Source organism: Bradyrhizobium sp. (assembly GCF_035652035.1).
In the GTDB taxonomy this organism is placed as follows: Bacteria; Pseudomonadota; Alphaproteobacteria; order Rhizobiales; family Xanthobacteraceae; genus Bradyrhizobium.
The window spans coordinates 38071-57800 of sequence record NZ_DASREO010000063.1 but is presented as its reverse complement, the minus strand read 5'-3'; the positions used below and the strand labels follow the sequence as shown (position 1 = coordinate 57800).

The 19730-nt window shown below is 62.1% G+C and carries 17 protein-coding genes; 8 read left to right on the top strand and 9 right to left on the bottom strand.

All coding sequences use genetic code 11. The features are described 5' to 3' along the window. Positions 1 to 153: 153 nt before the first annotated feature. Genes VFB05_RS16890 through VFB05_RS16875 form a run of 4 tightly spaced genes read left to right on the top strand, consistent with a single transcriptional unit; the run spans position 154 to position 3530 of the window. Positions 154 to 1506 carry an MFS transporter gene (locus VFB05_RS16890; RefSeq protein WP_325013951.1) on the top strand — a complete coding sequence of 451 codons (1353 nt, stop codon included), beginning with the start codon at positions 154 to 156 and terminating at the stop codon, positions 1504 to 1506. Between the two features lie 21 nt (positions 1507 to 1527). Beyond that, positions 1528 to 1938, top strand: coding sequence for a DoxX family protein (locus VFB05_RS16885; protein WP_325013949.1), 411 nt, complete (start codon positions 1528 to 1530; stop codon positions 1936 to 1938). 29 nt (positions 1939 to 1967) lie between these two features. Further along, complete coding sequence (pxpA, locus tag VFB05_RS16880) at positions 1968 to 2690, top strand: 5-oxoprolinase subunit PxpA (protein WP_325013948.1); 723 nt, start codon at positions 1968 to 1970, stop codon at positions 2688 to 2690. Positions 2691 to 2723: 33 nt separating this feature from the next. After that, on the top strand, positions 2724 to 3530 hold the full coding sequence (locus VFB05_RS16875; RefSeq protein ID WP_325013946.1) for an enoyl-CoA hydratase/isomerase family protein: 807 nt from the start codon (positions 2724 to 2726) through the stop codon (positions 3528 to 3530). A 34-nt stretch (positions 3531 to 3564) separates the two neighbouring features. Here VFB05_RS16875 and VFB05_RS16870 read toward each other — a convergent pair whose 3' ends face one another. After that, positions 3565 to 4797, bottom strand: coding sequence for an ABC transporter substrate-binding protein (locus VFB05_RS16870; RefSeq protein ID WP_325013943.1), 1233 nt, complete (start codon positions 4795 to 4797; stop codon positions 3565 to 3567). Between the two features lie 537 nt (positions 4798 to 5334). On the opposite strand from VFB05_RS16870, the gene VFB05_RS16865 reads away from it, so the two are divergent. Genes VFB05_RS16865 through VFB05_RS16855 form a run of 3 tightly spaced genes read left to right on the top strand, consistent with a single transcriptional unit; the run spans position 5335 to position 9914 of the window. Further along, the gene (locus VFB05_RS16865; RefSeq protein ID WP_325013941.1) at positions 5335 to 6354 is read left to right on the top strand and encodes a TRAP transporter substrate-binding protein; all 1020 of its coding nucleotides are present in this window, start codon (positions 5335 to 5337) and stop codon (positions 6352 to 6354) included. Positions 6355 to 6375: 21 nt separating this feature from the next. After that, a complete protein-coding gene (locus tag VFB05_RS16860; protein WP_414643210.1) occupies positions 6376 to 8247 on the top strand; it encodes a TRAP transporter large permease subunit in 1872 nt (623 codons plus the stop codon). A 20-nt stretch (positions 8248 to 8267) separates the two neighbouring features. Continuing rightward, positions 8268 to 9914 (top strand): acyl-CoA synthetase, encoded by a 1647-nt coding sequence (locus VFB05_RS16855; protein WP_325013937.1) that lies wholly within the window; start codon positions 8268 to 8270, stop codon positions 9912 to 9914. A gap of 23 nt (positions 9915 to 9937) precedes the next feature. Here VFB05_RS16855 and VFB05_RS16850 read toward each other — a convergent pair whose 3' ends face one another. Then, positions 9938 to 10687, bottom strand: coding sequence for a class II aldolase/adducin family protein (locus VFB05_RS16850; RefSeq protein WP_325013935.1), 750 nt, complete (start codon positions 10685 to 10687; stop codon positions 9938 to 9940). 77 nt (positions 10688 to 10764) lie between these two features. Here VFB05_RS16850 and VFB05_RS16845 point away from each other — a divergent pair, with 77 nt between their 5' ends. Continuing rightward, positions 10765 to 11754 (top strand): ABC transporter substrate-binding protein, encoded by a 990-nt coding sequence (locus VFB05_RS16845; RefSeq protein ID WP_325013933.1) that lies wholly within the window; start codon positions 10765 to 10767, stop codon positions 11752 to 11754. Between the two features lie 178 nt (positions 11755 to 11932). On the opposite strand, the gene VFB05_RS16840 is transcribed toward VFB05_RS16845, so the two are convergent. The 7 genes from VFB05_RS16840 to VFB05_RS16810 all read right to left on the bottom strand — a co-directional run bounded on the left by VFB05_RS16840 (position 11933) and on the right by VFB05_RS16810 (position 19542). Then, positions 11933 to 12727 carry an MBL fold metallo-hydrolase gene (locus VFB05_RS16840; protein WP_325013931.1) on the bottom strand — a complete coding sequence of 265 codons (795 nt, stop codon included), beginning with the start codon at positions 12725 to 12727 and terminating at the stop codon, positions 11933 to 11935. Beyond that, positions 12724 to 13506 carry a TatD family hydrolase gene (locus VFB05_RS16835; RefSeq protein ID WP_325013929.1) on the bottom strand — a complete coding sequence of 261 codons (783 nt, stop codon included), beginning with the start codon at positions 13504 to 13506 and terminating at the stop codon, positions 12724 to 12726. Before VFB05_RS16835 ends, VFB05_RS16840 begins: the two co-directional genes overlap by 4 nt. 14 nt (positions 13507 to 13520) lie before the next feature. Next, positions 13521 to 15425 (bottom strand): methionine--tRNA ligase, encoded by a 1905-nt coding sequence (gene metG, locus VFB05_RS16830; protein ID WP_414643209.1) that lies wholly within the window; start codon positions 15423 to 15425, stop codon positions 13521 to 13523. A 33-nt stretch (positions 15426 to 15458) separates the two neighbouring features. Further along, positions 15459 to 16493, bottom strand: a complete 1035-nt coding sequence (locus tag VFB05_RS16825) for a DNA polymerase III subunit delta' (protein ID WP_325013925.1) — start codon at positions 16491 to 16493, stop codon at positions 15459 to 15461. Further along, entirely contained in the window at positions 16490 to 17182 is a 693-nt protein-coding gene (gene tmk / locus VFB05_RS16820) for a dTMP kinase (protein WP_325013923.1), read from the bottom strand. The genes VFB05_RS16825 and tmk overlap by 4 nt, the downstream gene beginning before the upstream one ends. 2 nt (positions 17183 to 17184) lie before the next feature. Next, complete coding sequence (locus VFB05_RS16815) at positions 17185 to 18444, bottom strand: D-alanyl-D-alanine carboxypeptidase family protein (RefSeq protein WP_325013921.1); 1260 nt, start codon at positions 18442 to 18444, stop codon at positions 17185 to 17187. A gap of 201 nt (positions 18445 to 18645) precedes the next feature. After that, complete coding sequence (locus VFB05_RS16810; RefSeq protein WP_325013919.1) at positions 18646 to 19542, bottom strand: septal ring lytic transglycosylase RlpA family protein; 897 nt, start codon at positions 19540 to 19542, stop codon at positions 18646 to 18648. Between the last annotated feature and the right edge of the window lie 188 nt (positions 19543 to 19730).

Genomic DNA, 19730 nt, shown 5'->3' with positions numbered 1-19730 from the left:
AACTCCACTAGAAACCTATATCTGCTAGTGGTCCTTCGATTCTAACATTTGCAAGAGTGCCAGCCGGACTGGGATGCAAATGTTAGAATCGGACCACTAGGAACCTGCCGGAAGAGCAGGGCGACGGGACACCAGAGATCAAGGGGAGGGACAATGGGTTCGGAAAACGAAGTCAATATCCACGAGGAACTGGCGGGCGCTGCCGTCACGCCCCTGCACAAGATGCTCGGCGTCGTGGTCACGCTGATCACACTGTTTGACGGCTACGACACCTTCAATCCGGCCTATGTCATTCAATATGTGCGGCAGCCGTGGGGCCTGTCGCCGAGCCAGGCGGGATTTCTGGTCTCTTCCGGATTGATCGGCTTTCTCTTCGGCGCGATGGGCCACGGCATGGTCGCCGACCGCTACGGGCGGCGCAACACGCTGCTGGCGGGCTTGTGGATCGTCAACGTCTTGACGCTGGCCACCGCGATGTTTGCGACCAGTTTTGCAAGCTTCTGCACCTTGCGATTCCTCACCGGGCTTGGTCTCGGCGTGCTGCTGCCGCTTGGCACCACTTTCATCAACGAACTCGCCCCACCGCGGGTCAGTAACGCCTTCTCGCTATGGGGCGTCACGTTCGGCTGGTCGCTGGGCGGTGTGTTTGCAGGGCTGGTCGGGGTGTTCCTCACCCCGACCTTTGGCTGGCAAATCCTGTACTTCGTCGGAGCCATGTCGATCCCGCTGACGTTGCTGGTGCATGCGGTGCTGCCCGAGAGCCCCAAGTTTCTGGCAGCGCGGGGCCGTCGTGAAGAGTTACGCGCGTTGATGGTGCGGCTGCGGCCGGACCGAAGCGCCGCTTATGCCAACGCTACCTTTCGCAGCCCCGATCAGGCCGCGCCGAAAAATACGATCGCCGCATTGCTCGCTCCGCGGTACCGCCGCGTCTCCCTGACGATCTGGGTGACCGCGTTTCTGACCCTGTTTGCGATCTTTGGACTGGTGGGGTGGATTCCGACCGTGATGATCCAGCGGGGCGAGACCTTTGCCTCCGGCTTCGCCTATGGCGCCTTGATGCAGGGGACCTCCTTCATCGGCGGCCTGACGCTCGCCATGCTGGCCGATCGCGGCTTTGCCCCAACGCCTCGGTTGCTTGGCGCATGGTGGCTCGTCGGCGGCATCGCCGTTGGCACGCTGGTGTTTGTCAACGGTCACGCCATCAACTTCGCGGTCGTGGGGATCGCAGGCTTCTGCGTGATCGGCGCCCAGCACGTCCTCAACAACTTCACCGCCAATTCCTATGAGACGGGCTTTCGCGCCAGCGGGGTTGGCATGGAGCTCGGGGTAGGGCGGGTCGGCGGCATTTTGGGACCCTTCGTCATCGGCTTTCTGCAGCAGGTGACGGGAGGACAGAACGCGGTATTTTGGGCCATCAGCGGGGCTGCGATCGTTGCGGCGTTGGTGATCGGCTCGCTCTCGGTGCCTGCTAAAGTGACCGAGACGAGCGTTGCGCCGGCGGAATAGCTTTCACAAGGGGGATTTGACATGGCGATTTCGGAAACCACGGCTACGCAGGACAAGGTGCTGCTGGCAGCGCGTCTGTTGGTGACGCCGCTTTTTATCTATAGCGGCATCGGGAAAATTATGGCCTTCGAGGTCACTGCGGGACGCTTGCCGGGCGGCGCGGGTGGTTTCGGCAGCTTTTTGGCGGCGGGGTCGATCTTGATCGAGCTTGGCTGTTCGCTCGCGTTCATTCTCGGCATCTATACGCGCTGCGCGGCGCTGGTGCTGATCGCCTTCACGATCATCGCGACCTTGATGTTCCACAATTTCTGGGCTTCGCCGCCGGCCGCTGTGGTTGGCCAGACCATCAACTTTGGCAAAAACCTCGGGCTGATCGGCCTGTTTGCGATGATCTGGGCATTCGGGCCGGGGAACTACGCGCTTCGGAAGTAGGAACGGCCAAACAAGCCCGGGAGCAGGGCGTGGCGACAATCAATTGCGATATGGGTGAGGCCTTTGGCCTCTACCGGATGGGTGACGACGAAGCGTTGATGCCGCTGATTTCGGTGGCCAACGTCGCCTGCGGCTTCCATGCCTCCGACTTCAATCATATGCGCAACACCGTGCGGCTCGCGAAGGCGCATGGTGTTGCGGTCGGCGCGCATCCGTCGCTGCCTGACTTGCAAGGGTTCGGCCGCCGCGAAATGAAGATGCCGCGCGAAGAACTCGCCAACTGCATCATCTATCAGGTCGGCGCGCTCAAGGGCTTTCTGGAAGCCGAGGGCATGGTTCTCAACCACCTCAAGCCGCATGGCTCGCTCTATGGCATGGCTGCGCGGGACGAGGCGATCGCCCACGCGGTCTGCGATGCGGCTGACGTCTTCAAGGTGCCGATCATGGGCATGATCGGGACCTGCCACGAAACTGTTTACGGCGCGCGCGGCCACGTTCTGATCGCCGAGTTCTATGCCGACCTCGACTATGCCGATGACGGCCGGCTCATCATCACGCGTGAACATCACGCCGTGGATCCGGTGGGCGCCGCATCGCGCTGCCGGCGCGCGATCGCGGAAGGCAGAGCTGAAAGCATTGGTCGCAAGGATGTCACCGTGCGTGCGGACTCCATCTGCGTGCACTCGGATACGCCGAATGCGGTCGACGTCGCCCGCGCAGTGCGCGCGGCGGTCTTGGCGAAACAACCCTGAACCGCCGAAGATCAGCCGAGGAGGAGGGAGGCCATGACCAGTTTCGTGACCATCGAAAAAGGCCTCGGTCCGGAAGGTCGCATCGCCGTGGTTAGGTTTGACCGCGGCGACGGCATCAACGCCCTGTCGCCGGAAGCCATGCGACAGTTGACGCAGGCCGCGCGCGGCTTTGAGGACGACGGCGACACGTCGGTCGTCGTGCTGACCGGCAGTCCAAAAGCCTTTAGCGCCGGCTTCGATCTCAAGGACCCCGAAGGCCGCTCGCGCAAGTCGATGGATGTCGGCGCGCTACGCCGCCACCTGAAGCTGGGACCTCGCCTGGCCCGCGCCTGGCATGAGATGGACCAGATCACGATCGCAGCGATCGAGGGCTTTTGCATCGGCGGCGGCATCGCGCTTGCCGTCGCCCTCGATTTCCGCGTCATGAGCCGCGCCGCACACATCCGTATTCCCGAGATCGGGCTCGGCATGAATATGAGCTGGCAAAGCGTTCCGCGCCTGTTGCATCTGATGGGTCCGGCGCGCACCAAACAGGCTGTGATCCTGGCCGACGAGCGCATCTCCGCCGAAGAAGCCTATGCCTGGCGTCTGGTGGAGGAACTCGCCGATCCCGGCGCCGCGCTCGACGCCGCAATGGCGCTCGCGGAGAAGTTCGCGCGCCAGCCGCCGATCTCGGCCGCGATGACCAAGCTCACCATCAACCGTTTGACGCACGCGCTCGATGATCTCACCAGCCACATGGACGTCGACCAATTCGCGCTCGCGACCATGACCGACGATCACAAGGAGGGCGTGGCGGCGTTCCTGGAGCGCCGCAAGCCGCGCTTTAAGGGCCGATAGCGAAAGGGCGGCACCAACGCGTCGTCCAGTCGTTTCAACCCTGTTCGCCGCCGGCTTCGCCGCTCATCACCGGTCCGAACAGTTGCCAGGATTCACCTTTGAACTGCATCAGTTGCAGTTGCCGGATCGGCGCGAAGTTCGTTGCGCTGGTGTTGACCTTGATGCCCGGCAACAGCAGGCCAGGATCGAAGTCCTTCAAGTTCGCAGCCTGCTTCATGACGTTGGCGCGGGTGAAGTCATTGCCGCATTGCTTGAGCACCTGAACCATCGTGCGCGCCACCGCATAGCCGTAGACGGTAAACGCATCCGACTTGTTATAGTCGGCTGCATACTTGTCCATGAAAGTGTTCCACTCCTTCACGTCCGCGTCGTTCTTCCATTGAGGGGAGGTCGCATCCTTCAGATAATTGGCTGAGATGATGCCTTGCGAGGCGTCGAAGCCGGCCGGCTTCAACACGCTTCCGACCGAAGCGCTGACATTGTTCAGAAAGAACATCGGATGCCAATTGAGCTCGTTGGCCTTCTTGATCGACTGGGCCGCAAACTTTGGCGTCGTGATGTCGACAAAAACGTCGGCTTCGGAGGCCGCCAAAGTGACCATCTGCGAGTCAACCGTCGGCTCCGAGGTGTCGTAGCCTTTCTCGGCGACGATCATGCTCTTGGCCTTTGCGCCGAGGCCGTCGGTCAGGCCTTTCAGGTAATCCTTGCCGTAATCGTCGTTCTGATAGAGCACGGCAATTTTGGCGTTCGGCTTATGCTCGAGGATGTACTTGGCATAGATGCCGGCCTCGATCTGATAGTTGGGCTGCCAACCCATGGTCCACGGGAATTTCTTTGGATCGTTCCATTTGGTGGCGCCGGTCGCGACAAACAGCTGAGGCACCTTCTTTTCGTTCAGGTAGGGCCGTATCGCCGTGTTGGTCGGCGTTCCCAGTGAATTGAAGATCAAGAGCACCTGGTCATCCTCGACCAGCTTGCGGGCCTGCTCGACGGTCTTCGGCGGACTGTAGGCATCGTCGTAGGACACGAAGTCGATCTTGTGGCCGTTGATCCCGCCTTCATCGTTGATCTTCTTGAAATAGGCAGCTTCGATCCGGCCGATCACGCCATAGGCGGATACGGGGCCGCTATAAGGCATGATGTTGCCGATCTTGATGGTCTTGTCAGTTACGCCCGGGTCATTTTGATTGGCCGCAAGGGCTATTCCTGCAGAGGCTATAACGGCGACAGCCGACATCGTTGCGGCTCGCCAGAATGCTGGGCGCATTGTCCTTCTCCCTGAGTTTGCCTTCGAAAAGGGAAGGTACGAGCCCCCGCATTGAGCAATCCGGTCAGACCGCTTTCGTTTCAAGGACCGACATGCGCAATAAGTCGACTGAGGGCGACGGCTCCGGCGCCCGATCGACGTCCGCTCGTTCGCGCTCGCGTCCATCACCGACGATCGCAAAGAGGGCGTGGCGCTTCTGGAACGGAGCAAGCCGGGTTCGGGTGGACGCCAAGCCGTGTCGAACTGAGCCGTTCCAATCCGGGGCCCGCATATCCATGATTCGCATAAGGTATATTATGGAATATTTTATTCCGTAGAGATTCCAGACATTTGTATCGAAATCCTCAGCTTTCAGCGAATTCGGAGATCGCTTCAGGCGCGGCAGATCGGGGTTGGAACCGCCTCCCGGCGGCTGCGGTGCGCGTGGCGAAATGCGCATCGAACGACGCTTGGTATTTCTTCTGAAAGCAGGCAAAAAGCGATCAGGATCCTTCCCAAAGGAAGCCGAACAAAAAGAGCGATCTGGGAGACGACGAGATGGGTTTTTCGCGACGTACGCTATTGAAGACCACGGCTGCCTCGGCCGTATTGAGCGGCCTGGGCGCGCCGCTGGTGGCACGGGCTCAGCAAGCCGAGTTCAGCTACAAGTTCGCCAACAACCTGCCTGACACCCATCCGCTGAACGTCCGCGCCCGGGAGATGGCGGCGGCGATCAAGACCGAGACCAACGGCAAGTTCGATCTGCAAATCTTCCCGAACAACCAGCTTGGCGCCGACACGGACGTTTTGAGTCAGCTGCGGTCCGGCGGTGTCGAGTTCTTCACAATGTCAGGCCTGATCCTGGCGATCCTGGTGCCGGCGGCGTCGATCAACGGAATGGGTTTCGCGTTTCCGGATTATCCGACCGTGTGGAAGGCCATGGATGGCGATCTCGGCACCTATGTGCGCAAGGAAATCGCCAAGGCCAATATCGTGGCGTTCGAGAAGATCTGGGACAACGGCTTCCGCCAGACGACGTCCTCGACCAGGCCGATCACGGGGCCGGGCGACTATAAGGGCTTCAAGATCCGCGTGCCGGTCTCGCCGCTGTGGACGTCGATGTTCAAGGCGTTCGATGCGGCGCCCGCCTCGATCAATTTTAACGAAGTCTATTCGGCGCTGCAGACCAAAATCGTCGAAGGCCAGGAAAATCCTTTGGCGCTGATCTCGACCGCTAAGCTGTACGAAGTTCAGAAATATTGCTCGCTGACCAACCACATGTGGGATGGCTACTGGTTCCTGGCCAATCGCCGCGCATTGGAAGCCTTGCCGCCGGATATCCGGACGATTGTCGAGAAGAACGTCAACGCCGCTGCGCTGAAGGCTCGCACCGACACCGAAAAGCTTAACGCCACAGTCCGCGAGGATCTCACGGCCAAGGGATTGGCCTTCAATCAGCCAGATCTCGCGCCATTCCGCGACAAGCTGCGTGCGGCGGGCTTCTACGCGGAATGGAAGAAAAAATACGGCGACGAAGCGTGGGCCATTCTGGAAAAATCAGTCGGCCAATTGTCGTAAGAAACTGAAGGCTGGCGAAAAATGGTGACGCAAGCCGTGGCCGGAGAGGCGGTGTCCCCTCCTCGCCGGCGTTCAATGGCCGCCCGGCTTGAACATGCCGCGGGGATGCTCGTCGAAATCCCGGCTGCGCTGCTGGTGGTCGCCGAAATCATCACGCTGTTTGCTGGCGTGGTGTCGCGTTATGTCCTCCAGCAGCCGCTGATCTGGTCCGACGAACTCGCTTCCATCCTGTTCCTGTGGCTCGCCATGCTTGGCGCTGTCGTTGCGTTTCGCCGCTCCGAGCACATGCGGATGACGGCCGGGGTCGCCAACGCTGGACCGAACTTGCGCGCCTACCTCGATGTCGTTGCGACCTGCGCGGCGCTGGCGTTCCTGCTTTTGATCGTCGGCCCGAGCTACCAGTACGCCTACGAGGAAAGCTTTATCACCACGCCGGCGCTGCAAATTTCCAACAGCTGGCGCGCCGCGGCGCTGCCGGCCGGCACCTGTCTGATGATGCTGTTTGCGGTGCTCCGCCTCTTGCGGGTCGGAGACGTCAAATTAGTGCTGCAGGCCGTCTTGTCGGTCGGGCTTTTGGTGGCGTTATTCTGGCTGGCCGCGCCCTGGCTCAAGCCGCTCGGCAACCTGAACCTCGTCATTTTCTTTGTCGGCGTCGTCGGCTTCTGCGTCTTTGCCGGCGTACCCATTGCGTTCGCGTTTGGACTTGCGATCTTCGGCTATCTCGCGCTGACCACGCGCACGCCGCTGATGGTGCTGGTCGGGCGAATGGACGAAGGCATGAGCCATCTGATCCTGCTGGCGGTGCCGCTGTTCATCTTCTTGGGGCTCTTGATCGAGATGGCGGGCATGGCACGGGCCATGGTGGCGTTTCTGGCAAGCCTGCTCGGTCATGTCCGCGGCGGGTTGAACTATGTGCTGGTCGGCGCGATGTACCTCGTCTCGGGCATTTCCGGCTCCAAGGCAGCCGATATGGCGGCGGTGGCGCCCGTGCTATTCCCCGAGATGAAGCTGCGGGGCGCAAAGGCGGGCGATCTCGTCGCCCTGCTCGCTTCGACCGGCGCGCAGACCGAAACCATTCCGCCGAGCCTCGTGCTGATCACGATCGGCTCGGTGACCGGCGTCTCGATATCGGCGCTGTTCACCGGAGGCCTGCTGCCCAGCCTTGTCTGTGCATTCACGCTCGCGGCGCTGGTGTGGTGGCGCTATCGTGGCGAGGATCTCAGCCACGTCCAACGGGCGAAGGGCTCGGAAATCCTTCGTACCTTCATCATCGCCCTGCCCGCGCTGGCCCTACCCTTCGTTATCCGATACGCGGTGGTCGAGGGTGTTGCGACCGCCACGGAAGTATCCACCATCGGCATCGTCTACAGCTTTGTGGTTGGCCTCACGATCTACCGTCAGTTTGACTGGCGGCGGCTGATGCCGATGCTGATCGAGACCGCCTGCCTGTCCGGCGCGATCTTGCTCATCATCGGGACTGCGACCGGCATGGCCTGGGGGCTGACGCAATCGGGCTTTTCGCGTGCGCTGGCGACCGCGATGACCGGCCTGCCCGGCGGCTCCGCAAGCTTCATTGCCGTGTCGATCGCGGCTTTCGTCGTGCTGGGCAGCGTGCTCGAGGGGATTCCTGCGATCGTGCTGTTCGGCCCGCTGTTGTTCCCGATCGCCCGCGCCGTTGGCGTGCACGAGGTCCACTATGCCATGATCATTATTCTGGCGATGGGTATCGGGCTGTTCGCGCCGCCTTTTGGCGTCGGCTATTATGCCGCATGCGCCATTGGCCGCGTCGACCCGGCCGAGGGCATTCGACCAATTTGGGGCTATATGCTGGCGGTGATGGCAGGCTTGATAATCGTTGCTATCTTTCCATGGATATCGATCGGCTTCCTTTAAGCAGGACATGAGGGTGACCGATGGCAGGAGCCCAGAGCCAATACGACCTCGGCCTTGAAAAGACGCCGGCGAATTTTGTCGCGCTGACGCCGCTAAGTTTCCTGGCGCGTACGGCCGCGATCTATCCCAATCATACCAGCACGGTCTATGAGGGCCGCAGCTTCACCTGGTCAGAGACTTATGCGCGCTGCCGACGCTTTGCCTCATATCTCGCCGGCCGCGGCATCGGCCTCGGCGACACGGTAGCGGCGATGCTGCCGAATATCCCGGCGATGAACGAAGTGCATTTCGCCGTGCCCATGACCGGCGCTGTGCTGAACACGCTCAACATCCGGCTCGATGCGTCGGCGATCGCGTTTCAGCTCGACCACGGCGGCGCCAAGGTCATTCTGGTCGACCCGGAATTCGCTAGCGTGATTTCGGACGCGCTGAAGCAAATGAAAGGTGCAAAGCCGTTCGTGATCGACGTCGACGACGAGGCCTTCGGCAACAAGCGCATTGGCGACATCGAATACGAGGCGGCGCTCGCGCAAGGCGACGAGAATTTTGTGCCGCGCCTGCCGTCGGACGAATGGAACGCGATCGCGCTGAGCTATACGTCCGGCACCACGGGTAATCCCAAGGGCGTCGTCACCCACCATCGCGGCGCCTACATCAACGCGGTCAGCAATATCCTCGCCGCCAATCTGGGTGCGCATCCGGTCTATCTCTGGACCCTGCCGATGTTTCATTGCAACGGCTGGTGCTTCCCGTGGACCATTGCCGCCGCGGCCGGGATCAATGTCTGCCTGCGCAAGGTCGATCCGGCGAAGATTTTCGAGCTGATCAAGCAGCATGGCGTCACCCACATGTGCGGTGCGCCGATTGTCTACAACACGCTGATCAATGCGCCGGGAGCGCCGACAAAATCGGACGCCTCGCCCGTCGTCGGGTTGATCGCGGGCGCTGCGCCGCCGGTCGCCGTGCTTGAAGGTGCCGAGCGGATCGGGATCAGCCTGACCCACGTCTACGGCCTGACCGAAACCTACGGTCCGGCTTCCTTCTGTGCCGAACAACCCGGCTGGGACGATCTTAGCCCCGACCAACGCGCGCAGCTCAAGCGCCGTCAGGGCGTCTCCTACCCGCTCCAGGAATCCGTCACGGTCATCGATCCCGAGACCATGCGCGAAGTGCCGCGGGACGGCGAGACCATTGGCGAAGTGATGTTCCGCGGCAACATCGTCATGAAGGGCTATCTCAAAAACGAGAAGGCCACGCAAGAATCCTTTGCCGGCGGCTGGTTTCATACCGGCGACCTCGGCGTGCTCGACAAGGACGGCTACGTCATCATCAAGGACCGTTCCAAGGACATCATCATTTCCGGCGGCGAAAACGTATCCTCAGTCGAGGTCGAGGATGTCCTGTACAAACATCCGGCCGTGCTGTTTGCCGCCGTCGTCGCCAAGCCGGACACGAAATGGGGCGAGGTGCCCTGCGCCTTCATTGAACTGAAGGAAAACGCGACAGCGAACGAAGCCGATATCATCGCCTTCTGCCGGTCCCAGATGCCCGGCTTCAAGACGCCGAAAGCCGTGGTGTTTGGGCCGATCCCGAAGACCTCAACCGGCAAGATCCAGAAATTCCTGCTGCGTGACCAGGTTCACTCGGCCAAGGCGATTTTGTCATAAGAAGCCGCCCTAGCGTGTGTCGGTCAGGCCCCCTGGCGCGACATTGGACTGTTGCGCGCGGCCTTGAGCCAGAGGAACCAGGAGCGGTCATACTGCGTGCTGATCGTCCTGGTCGTCCCGACCGTTTCTTCCTCCGTGAGATAGGTGACGGGCCCGAGTCGCATCGCTTCCATTTGCAACCGCGCGCCAACTTCCGTGTAGACCGCGCGGAACACGGTCTGACGCAGTGTGCCGCCGACCACGGTCGAGCCATGCCCGCGCATCAACACGGCCGGCCCATCGCTTAAGGTATCCGCGAGCGCGGCGCCAAGCTTGCCGCTGGTGATCAGAAGATCGCTGCCAGGACCGGCAAAGTCGCGGATTTCGAAAATCGGCGCGCCGTTTTCACTCAGGAAGCCGCACATGTGGCAGACCGGCCGCAGCTTGACGCCCGTGACCACGCTGAACGGGACGACAGAGGGCGAATGGCTGTGCACGACGGAATTGACGTCCGCCCGCTTGCGGTAGATCTCGCCGTGGATGAAGCGCTCGAGGTACGGAGCCGGACCGCCCGGCACGACCGGGTTGCCGTCGAGGTCGAATTCCAGCACGTCCTTCTCAGTGACCAGCGCCGGCGCCATGCTACGTGACAACAGAAAGCGATCGGGCCGTTCCGGATGCCGCACGCTGACATGACCAAAACCGTCCACGACGCCCTGATCGAACAGAATATGGTTGGCATCGACCAGTTCGCGGATGGTCGTTGTCAGGGCTTTGGTTACGGCATGGGACATAGCGGGAATTCCCTGTTGAGCTCTGGGGCCTGGATGAAATAGTAAGGTTCCTAACTATCTTAAGGGAGCGTTCTCTGATGAGCAAATTGCAGCTGTCCGTCGCGATCGGCGACTACGACCGGATCCGCCCGCTGGTCGATGGATCAGTCCAGATCGACAGCATCGATGCGCAGTTCATGCTGCTCGATCCCGAGGAGATCTTCTTTCGTGCCTTCCGGCACGCCGATTTCGACGTCTGCGAATTGTCGCTCTCGAGCTATTCCGTCAAGACCGCTGCGGGCACCAGCCCCTACATTGCCGTGCCGGTGTTCCCGTCCCGTGCGTTTCGGCACACCTCGGTCTATGTCCGCACCGACCGGATCAAATCGCCGGCTGACCTCAAGGGACGCCGCGTCGGCGTGCCGGAATATCAGCTCACCGCCAACATCTGGGTGCGGCTGTTCCTTGAAGAGGACTACGGCATTCGCCCCTCAGACGTCACTTGGGTGCGTGGCGGCTATGAGCATCCCGGCAGGATCGAGAAGATCAGCCTCAACCTGCCCTCCGACGTCCGCATCGAGAATGCGCGGGCTGATGCAACCATCTCGGATCTGCTGGCGAGCGGCGAAGTCGACGCGGTGATCGGTCCGCGCGCGCCGTCCTGTTTCGATCGCGGACATCCCAATGTCGGCTATCTCTTCCCCGACCCGCAGGCGACGGCGACCGACTGGTACAAGCGCACTCGGCTGTTTCCGATCATGCACACGCTCGGCATCCGCCGCACGCTCGCTGAAAAACACCCGTGGCTGCCGGTTGCCATCACTAAGGCGTTCGAGCGTTCCAAGGCGGTCGCGCTGGCAAAACTCTCGGATACGTCCGCGACCAAGGTGACGCTGCCTTTCGTCGAGGAGCAATTGGGCGCGGCGCGCCGCCTCATGGGCGCAGATTTCTGGTCGTATGGGCTGGAGCCAAACCGCGAGGTGCTGCGGCGTTTCCTGGAGCGCCATCACGCCGAGGGATTGTCATCCCGCCTGCTGAGCCCCGAAGAGCTGTTTCATCCGTCAGCACTTGAACTGCACAAGATTTGATGAGCAGTCGTCATCGCGAGCGCAGGCGAAGCGATCCCACTCTTGTCATTCCGGGATGCGCCGTTAGGCGCAGGCCCGGAATCCATTTCTCCTTGTATTCTTGCGGCGAGATGGATTCTCAGGTGCGCAATTGCGCACCATAGCTCGCTCGTTTCACTCGCGCCCCGGAATGACGTCGTCAGATCTCCAGCCGCATGCCGTCATAGGCCGGCGCGACGCCGTCGGGCAGCTTGTGGCGCAGGGCCTCGTAGTCGAGGTCCGAATGCATGTTGGTGATGACCGCGCGCTTCGGCTTGAAGCGCTCGATCCAACCTAGCGCATCGCTGACGCTGAAATGGCTGGGATGGGGCGCATAGCGAAGGCCGTCGATGATCCAGAGATCGAGGTCTTTCAGGTAAGGCCAGCTTGATTCGCTGATATCGCTGACATCGGGTGTATAGGCAGCCGCGCCAATCCTGTAACCGAGCGCCGGAATATCGCCGTGCACGACATTGAAGGCCGAAAGGGTCACAGCGCCGCCCTTCCCTTCGATAGTACGGCTGTCGCCGCCTTCAATCCCGTGGCGATCGAGGATCGGCGGATACCGACTGCCTTCCGGCGTCACGAAGCAGTAGGAGAACCGCGCCATGATGTCCTTGGCGGTCGACATGTTGAAATAGGTTGGGACGCGTCGCCGTTGATGCAGCACCACCGAGCGCAGATCGTCGATCCCGTGGGTCTGGTCGGCGTGCTCATGGGTCAGGAACACCGCATCGAGGTGGTCGACCTTGGTGTCGATGAGCTGCTCTCGCAGATCGGGCGACGTGTCGATCACGATACGCGTCGTGCCGGCATGGCCGGTCTGCTCGACCAGAAGCGAACAGCGACGACGGCGGTTCTTTGGATTGTTCGGATCGCACGCGCCCCAGCCGAGCGCGGGCCGCGGCACACCCGCCGAGGATCCGCAGCCGAGGATGGTGAGCGTCAGCGTCATGTGGCTTGCGGCACTTTCGAGAACAGGCGGAAGAAATTTTCGGTCGTTTGACGGGAAATCTCCTCAAGCGAAACGCCGCGGGCCTCCGCAAGGACCTTGGCGACCTCGACCACGTAAGCCGGCTCATTGCGCTTGCCGCGAAACTTGCCGGGCGCCAGATACGGCGCGTCAGTTTCGACCATGATGCGGTCGGCGGGCAGCTCCGCCGCAAGCGCCCGCAGCTCTTCCGACTTCTTGAATGTGAGGATGCCGGTGAACGAAATCGAAAGGCCTAGCTCGATCGCTTTCATCGCAAGCTTGCGACCGCCGGTGTAGCAATGCAGCACCGCGCGGAACTGCCCTTTTGTCGTCTCGTCGATTAGAATGCGCTCGCAATCTTCATCAGCCTCGCGGGTATGAATGACCAGCGGAAGACCGGTGGCGCGCGCAGCGGCGATGTGAGCTCTAAACCCGCGTTCCTGCGCTTCGCGCGAGCCGTGTTGATAGAAATAGTCGAGACCGGCCTCGCCGAGCGCGACCACCTTTGGATGTTTGGTCAGTGCGATCAGTTCGTCAGCGGCAATGCCGTCCTCCTCGTCGGCCTGATGCGGATGGGTGCCGACCGAGCAATAGACCGGCCGATATTTGTCCGTGATCGCGAGCAGCGCGTCGAGCCGCCTCACCCGCGTCGAGATCGTGACGATGCGCCCGATCCCGGCCGCCTCGGCCCGCGCGACAATACCGTCGAGATCATCGGCAAAGTCCGGAAAATCGAGATGGCAGTGGCTGTCGACGAGCATGCGAGTCAAACCGTTCAGGCCGTCGTCGGTTCGATATAGCGCGGAAAGACCGGCGCCGGCGGCGGAAGCACCGAACCGGGCTTGATCCGCGTCGCCAGCGCGGCGAAGTTGCGCGAATTGACCTCGTCGGGGATGCCGAGAATGTCGAGCAGCATTCCTGACGCCTGCGGCATCGCCGGCTGTGCCAGAATGGCGATCTGGCGCACCACTTCGGCGGTCACGTACAGAACCGTACCCTGACGCTTGGGATCGGTCTTCGCCAATGCCCAGGGTGCTTCGCCGGCGAAATACCGGTTGGCTTCGGCAACGACCGCCCAGATCGCGTTGAGCGCTTGATGGATCTGCTGGGTCGCCATGGCGTTTCGCGCAAGGGCAATCATGCCGTCGGCTTGCGCCAGAATGGCCTTGTCGTTGTCAGAGAATTCGCCGGGCTCCGGCAGCACGCCCTGGTACTGCTTGGCGAGCATCGACAGCGAGCGCTGCGCCAGATTGCCGAGATCGTTGGCGAGGTCAGCATTGATGCGCGCGACAATGGCTTCGTGATTGTAGCTGCCGTCCTGACCGAACGGGACCTCGCGCAGGAAGAAATAGCGCGTCTGGTCGACGCCATATTGATCGGCAAGATTGAACGGGTCGACGACGTTGCCGACCGACTTCGACATCTTCTCACCGCGATTGAACAGGAAGCCGTGGGCATAGACGCGCTTCTGCACGGGGATTCCGGCTGACATCAGGAAGGCCGGCCAGTACACCGCGTGGAAGCGGATGATGTCCTTGCCGATGATGTGCACGTCCGCCGGCCAATAATGCCAGTTCGCATCCTCCTCGTCGGGAAAGCCGACGCCGGTGATGTAGTTGGTGAGCGCGTCGACCCAGACATACATCACGTGTTCTGGATCTTGCGGCACCTTGACGCCCCAGTCGAACGTGGTGCGTGAAATCGACAGGTCCCGTAGCCCACTTCTGACGAAGCTCACCACCTCGTTCTTGCGCGAGTCGGGGCCAATGAAATCCGGATGTTGCTCGTACAGCGCGAGCAGCCTGTCCTGATAGGCAGAGAGACGGAAGAAGTAACTCTTCTCTTCGACCCATTCGACCGGCGTGCCCTGCGGACCACGGCGCACATTGTCCTCGCCAAGGGTGGTCTCCTCCTCGGCGTAATAAGCCTCGTCGCGCACCGAATACCAGCCGGAATAGCTGTCGAGATAGATGTCGCCGTTCGCCTCCATCCGCTTCCAGATTTCCTGGCTGGAGCGATGATGCTGTTCTTCGGTGGTGCGGATGAAACGATCGAAGGAGATGTTCAGCCGCTGGTCCATTTCCTTGAAACGCTGCGCATTGCGTGTCGCGACGTCGAGTGGCGTCAGCTTTTCAGCTTCCGCGGTCTGGATCATCTTCAGACCGTGTTCGTCGGTGCCGGTCAGGAAGAATACGTCCTTGCCGTCGAGCCGCTGAAAGCGCGCCAGCGCATCGGTTGCAATCGCTTCATAGGCGTGGCCGATATGCGGCGCGCCGTTGGGATAGGCGATGGCGGTCGTGATGTAGAACGAGTTTTTGGCGGGTTGTGCATGAGCCTTGGCGGGCGCAGCCTTGGCAGCCGGGGCCGCTGGCGCAGCCTTGGGAGCCTTAGGGGCAGCAGCTTTGGCAACGGGAGCCTTGGCAACGGCTTTCGCCTTGTCCGGGCTCGCGGCTTTAGCCTTTGTTTTCCTGGCCGGTGCTTTGGCGGCGGACTTTTTGGTCGCTTTCTTGACGCTTTTCTTACTGCTTTTCTTGGCGGCCTTCTTCGCTGCCTTTTTAGCCTTCTTGGTGGCCGCACGCTTCGCACCGGCGCGGCGCGCTTTGCGGGCCTTTTTCGCCTTGCGTTTCTTGACGGTTTTTTTCGCAGCCTTCGCCACGGCGAATTCCTTATTTTGGTTCAAACAAAACTATCGGGATTGTGAGCGTGACAGCGATTACCGCGTGGCTTCCGCAAGCATCCCAAATACCGAGAATACAAGCGGTTTTCGCTCTAAATTGTATTCAGCGGTATCGCGCGCGGCGCGGCCGATCTTTTCCCACACCTCCGCCAGCCGTGCAAGGCGCGGCAGGTCCGCATTGGGGTCTTCCGTGCGCATGCGCGCGCCGACCCAGCGCTCGATGCTGTCGACGAAGGTCGCGAGCGCAACCTTGTCGCTGCCGCCGAGCGCGTCGCCAAGCGCATGCAGTTCGCGCGGATCGACCCGCGGCAGGGCGGACAGCAGCGCGGCGGTCTTCTGATGCAGCTTGACCGCGTCGCCGCCGAGGAGCGTCAAGGCGCGGGCGACGCTCCCTTCCGCAGCCTCTGCGGCGTCGCGCAGCGCGGGATCATTGTTCGCGACGCCGGTGGCCTGACTTGTGGCCTTGATCACGTCGACTGTCGCGAGCGGGCGCAACGGCAAGCGGCGGCCGCGCGAAAGAATTGTCGGCAGCACCCTTCCCGGCGCGTGACTGATCAACAAGAAGAGCGATTGGCGCGGCGGCTCTTCGAGGGTCTTGAGCAGCGCGTTGGCGGCATTGGGATTGAGCTCATCGACGGTATCGACGATGCAAACCCGCCAGCCTTCGGCGGCCGCGGTCGATCCAAAAAACGTGATCGTCTCGCGGGTCTCGTCGACCGTGATGACGGTACGCATCACGCCCTTGTCGTTGGCTGTTCGTTGAAGCACGAGCAGCCCGCCATGCGCCTCGGCCGCGACGCGGCGGGCAACGGGATCGGCGGGATCGACGCTCAGATCGTCGGCGCGTTGCACGGCTGCTGAAAGCGGATCGCGGTGCGCAAGGACGAAGCGGGCCATCCTGTAGGCCAGCGTGGCCTTGCCGATGCCCTGCGCACCGCCGATCAGCCATGCGTGCGGAATGCGCCCGCTGCGATAGGCGCTCAGCAACGCCGTCTCGGCCTCGCGGTGACCGAACAGGTCGGTGGTTTCCCGCGGATGGGGAACCGGAAATTGTACCTCGGCCTTGCTCATGCGGAGGCCGCCGCGCTACCGGCGCTCGCTGTGAAAAAGCGATCGCGCAAAGCCGACCATATGCTCGCCGCCACCTTTGCCGGATCTTCCGTTGCGTCGATCAACACGCAACGTTCGGGCTCGTTTTTCGCAATCTGGCGATAGGCATCGCGCAATTGCTGGTGGAAGCCGATGTCTTCCGATTCGAAGCGGTCGGCTGCCGCTGTGCCACGCCGTGCGGCCGCGCGCTTGAGGCCGACTTCGACGGGAACGTCGAGGATCACAGTCAAATCCGGCTTCAGGTCGCCGATCGTGACCCGCTGCATGGCGTTGAGAATTCCGGGTGCGACGTGCCCAAGTGCGCCCTGATAGACGCGTGTCGAGTCGGAAAAGCGGTCGCTGAGAACCCAGGTGCCCTGCTTGAGCGCAGGCTCGATGACGGTGCGGGCATGGTCGTCGCGCGCGGCGGCAAACAGCAGCGTCTCGGCCTCGGGGCCGAGCAGCTTGCCCATGCCGGACAGCACCAGATGGCGAATGATCTCCGCGCCGGGCGATCCGCCGGGCTCGCGGGTGACGATGGCGTGCAGTTTTACGGCGGCGAGCCGCTCCGCCAGAATCTTGATCTGGGTGGACTTGCCCGACCCCTCACCGCCCTCAAAGGAGATGAAACGCCCGCGTCCGCCGGTGGCCTTGGCTGCTGGCTGCGCCATCGTCACAGCTTCTCGGCGCCGGCGCGGAACAATCCGATCGCCAGCTCTGTGACGCCGTCGAAGGCGCGCCGCACCGTCGAGCCGCGGCCAACTGATTCCGCTGCATAAACCGGCGTTTCCACCGCGACGTGGGCGCCGCGCCAAACCTTGACGACGCCGACCTTCTGGCCGGCCTCGAACGGCGCCCGGACCGGCCCGCTATAGACGACGCGCGCAATCAGCTTGTCGTTGCCGTTCTTCTGCACCATCACCTTGACCGGCTCGTGGCTCGCCAGCGCGACCGAGCGGGTGTCGCCGCCGAACACCTTGGCGTAGCCGATGGTCTGGTTCTCCGCGAACACCGTGCGCACCTCGAAGTTACGAAAACCCCACTCCAGCATCTTCTTGGCCTCGGTGGCGCGGTCTTCCGGATCCTCGAGCCCGTTGATAGCAACGATCAGGCGTATGCCGTTCTGGACGGCCGACCCAACCATCCCGTAACCGCCCTCCTTGGTGTAGCCGGTCTTCAGGCCATCGGCGCCTTCGAGCGAATTGAGCAGAGGATTGCGGTTCGGCTGCCGGATCTTGTTCCAGGTAAATTCCTTCTCGCCGAACAGTTTGTAGAATTCCGGATAGGTCAGGATGATGTGGCGCGCGAGAATCGCGAGTTCCCGCACCGACATCTTGTTGCCGGGATCCGGCAGCCCGTTGGAATTCGCAAAAGTCGATCGCGGGAGGCCGATCTCGCGTGCGCGCTTGGTCATCATCGTTTCGGCGAAAGTGCGCTCATTGCCCGCCATGGCCTCCGCCAGCACGATGCAGGCGTCGTTGCCGCTCTGGATGATGGCGCCGTGCAGGAGATCGTCGACCGCAATCTTGCTGTGGATTGCGGCGAACATGGTCGATCCGCCGGCCGGTGCGCCGCCCCTGCGCCAGGCGTTTTCGCTGACCCGATATTCGTCGGTCAGTTTGATGTCGCCCTCCTTGATGGCGTGGAAAACCACCTCGGCCGTCATCAACTTCATCATGCTGGAGGGTGCGCGCAGTTCGTCGGCGTTCTTTTCGAACAGGACGGCGCCGCTGCTTGCTTCAGTCAGGATCGCGGTCGGCGCATCGCCGTCGAACCCGCCTTCCTCCTTCTTGGCGCCCTGCACGCTTTGGTTGGCGGCGAAAAGCACGCCACTCCAGCCCAAAGCCGTCACGATTGCGGCCGCGATCAGGGCGCGCGTGAGGCGCCCGGTCGTGACGGCTGGCCAATGCGGCAGCAATGTCGAGCGTGCCATCGAAAATGCCCTTGAAGGTCAGCGTTCTAACAGCTGGAAACCGCTCAAACAACACGACTTTCCGCCCCTCGCGGCCCGTTGAGGTCCTTCCTTCATCGTCTCAGATAAGATGTTGTGGAAAGGACAGAAGCGCGGGTGGCGCGGTGCCGCTTGCGAGCGCGCCCCTCGGGCTTGAGCGCTTAGATTTCGGATCAATTCAGATCAGTAGAGACCGCGCCCGGCGAGGATTTCGCTTGGAATCTGCGGATCCATTGGCGCGTAGGCGGTGACCGGCCTTGTCAGGTAGTGGTCCCGCGATTCGTAAGAGGCCGTGCGCTGTTCATCCTGAGACTGATCGTTGGAACGCGCCCGCAAATAAGCGGTGCGGTCCTGGTCCGCGTAGCCTTGCTCCGGCTGCGTGCTGCCGAGGTTATAGGGCCTGCCCTCGGGGAGCGGCACCTCGCCGCGGATCGGCCGCCCTCGGCCGGATATCTCGGGCACGAACGGCCGCGCCGACGCAATCTGGACCAGCGACGGCGCAGGCGCCGGAGTGCCGGTGCGTAAAGTCGCCATCAACAGGCGATCGTCGGAGCCTTCCAGCGGCGCGCGGCCGACATATTCGACGCGCACCCGCGCCACGCCATTGCTCTTGAATTCGAGAAGTTCCGCTGCCCGGCTCGAGACGTCCATCACGCGATTGCCGTGATAGGGGCCGCGGTCGTTGACGCGCACGATCAGCGATTTGCCGTTCGCAAGATTGGTGACACGGGCATAACAGGGCATCGGCAGTGTCGGATGCGCCGCCGAGAGCGAAGTCATGTCAAAAACTTCGCCGTTGGCGGTCAGCCGTCCATGAAAATCATCGCCGTACCAGGAGGCGAGGCCTTCCTGGCGATAGTTGACGTTCTCTTCGGGCACGTAGAGCTGGCCGGCGACCGTATAGGGTTTGCCGACCCGATAGGTTCCCCCGCCTTTCGGTACGGGGTCGCCCATGGCGACGACGCGGGGGCTGGACGAGACGCCGTATTTGGGATCGACCCGGCTTGAGAGGCCGGACGAAGAGCAATTGGCAAGGACAAGGCATGCCGAGGCGACGGCGAAGCCCCGCCACGCGCCCATAGCCGGTGCTGACCCTTTGATTTCTTGCATTCGCCCCAAGTGCCATTCTGCCGGCCGCGGTTTTCGCGTGCCTGACAGCCTTCGTCCCCGATGCCGGCCTGCGCCGGCATCATCGAAGCAATATACCGCAGGGGGAACACGGCGGAAATGGGGAGAGCGACGGGGTGGAAAAGGTTGGTAAACCATTC

What these genes read in the sequence shown, in the direction of transcription:
- VFB05_RS16845 (WP_325013933.1), top strand. Translation starts at nt 10,765, where the DNA reads ATGAGCAAATTGCAGCTGTCCGTCGCGATCGGCGACTACGACCGGATC.
- VFB05_RS16865 (WP_325013941.1), top strand. Translation starts at nt 5,335, where the DNA reads ATGGGTTTTTCGCGACGTACGCTATTGAAGACCACGGCTGCCTCGGCC.
- tmk (WP_325013923.1), bottom strand. Translation starts at nt 17,182, where the DNA reads ATGGCGCAGCCAGCAGCCAAGGCCACCGGCGGACGCGGGCGTTTCATC.
- VFB05_RS16890 (WP_325013951.1), top strand. Translation starts at nt 154, where the DNA reads ATGGGTTCGGAAAACGAAGTCAATATCCACGAGGAACTGGCGGGCGCT.
- VFB05_RS16840 (WP_325013931.1), bottom strand. Translation starts at nt 12,727, where the DNA reads ATGACGCTGACGCTCACCATCCTCGGCTGCGGATCCTCGGCGGGTGTG.
- VFB05_RS16825 (WP_325013925.1), bottom strand. Translation starts at nt 16,493, where the DNA reads ATGAGCAAGGCCGAGGTACAATTTCCGGTTCCCCATCCGCGGGAAACC.
- VFB05_RS16875 (WP_325013946.1), top strand. Translation starts at nt 2,724, where the DNA reads ATGACCAGTTTCGTGACCATCGAAAAAGGCCTCGGTCCGGAAGGTCGC.
- VFB05_RS16810 (WP_325013919.1), bottom strand. Translation starts at nt 19,542, where the DNA reads ATGGGCGCGTGGCGGGGCTTCGCCGTCGCCTCGGCATGCCTTGTCCTT.
- VFB05_RS16885 (WP_325013949.1), top strand. Translation starts at nt 1,528, where the DNA reads ATGGCGATTTCGGAAACCACGGCTACGCAGGACAAGGTGCTGCTGGCA.
- VFB05_RS16815 (WP_325013921.1), bottom strand. Translation starts at nt 18,444, where the DNA reads ATGGCACGCTCGACATTGCTGCCGCATTGGCCAGCCGTCACGACCGGG.
- VFB05_RS16850 (WP_325013935.1), bottom strand. Translation starts at nt 10,687, where the DNA reads ATGTCCCATGCCGTAACCAAAGCCCTGACAACGACCATCCGCGAACTG.
- VFB05_RS16870 (WP_325013943.1), bottom strand. Translation starts at nt 4,797, where the DNA reads ATGCGCCCAGCATTCTGGCGAGCCGCAACGATGTCGGCTGTCGCCGTT.
- VFB05_RS16860 (WP_414643210.1), top strand. Translation starts at nt 6,376, where the DNA reads ATGGTGACGCAAGCCGTGGCCGGAGAGGCGGTGTCCCCTCCTCGCCGG.
- VFB05_RS16835 (WP_325013929.1), bottom strand. Translation starts at nt 13,506, where the DNA reads ATGCTCGTCGACAGCCACTGCCATCTCGATTTTCCGGACTTTGCCGAT.
- VFB05_RS16855 (WP_325013937.1), top strand. Translation starts at nt 8,268, where the DNA reads ATGGCAGGAGCCCAGAGCCAATACGACCTCGGCCTTGAAAAGACGCCG.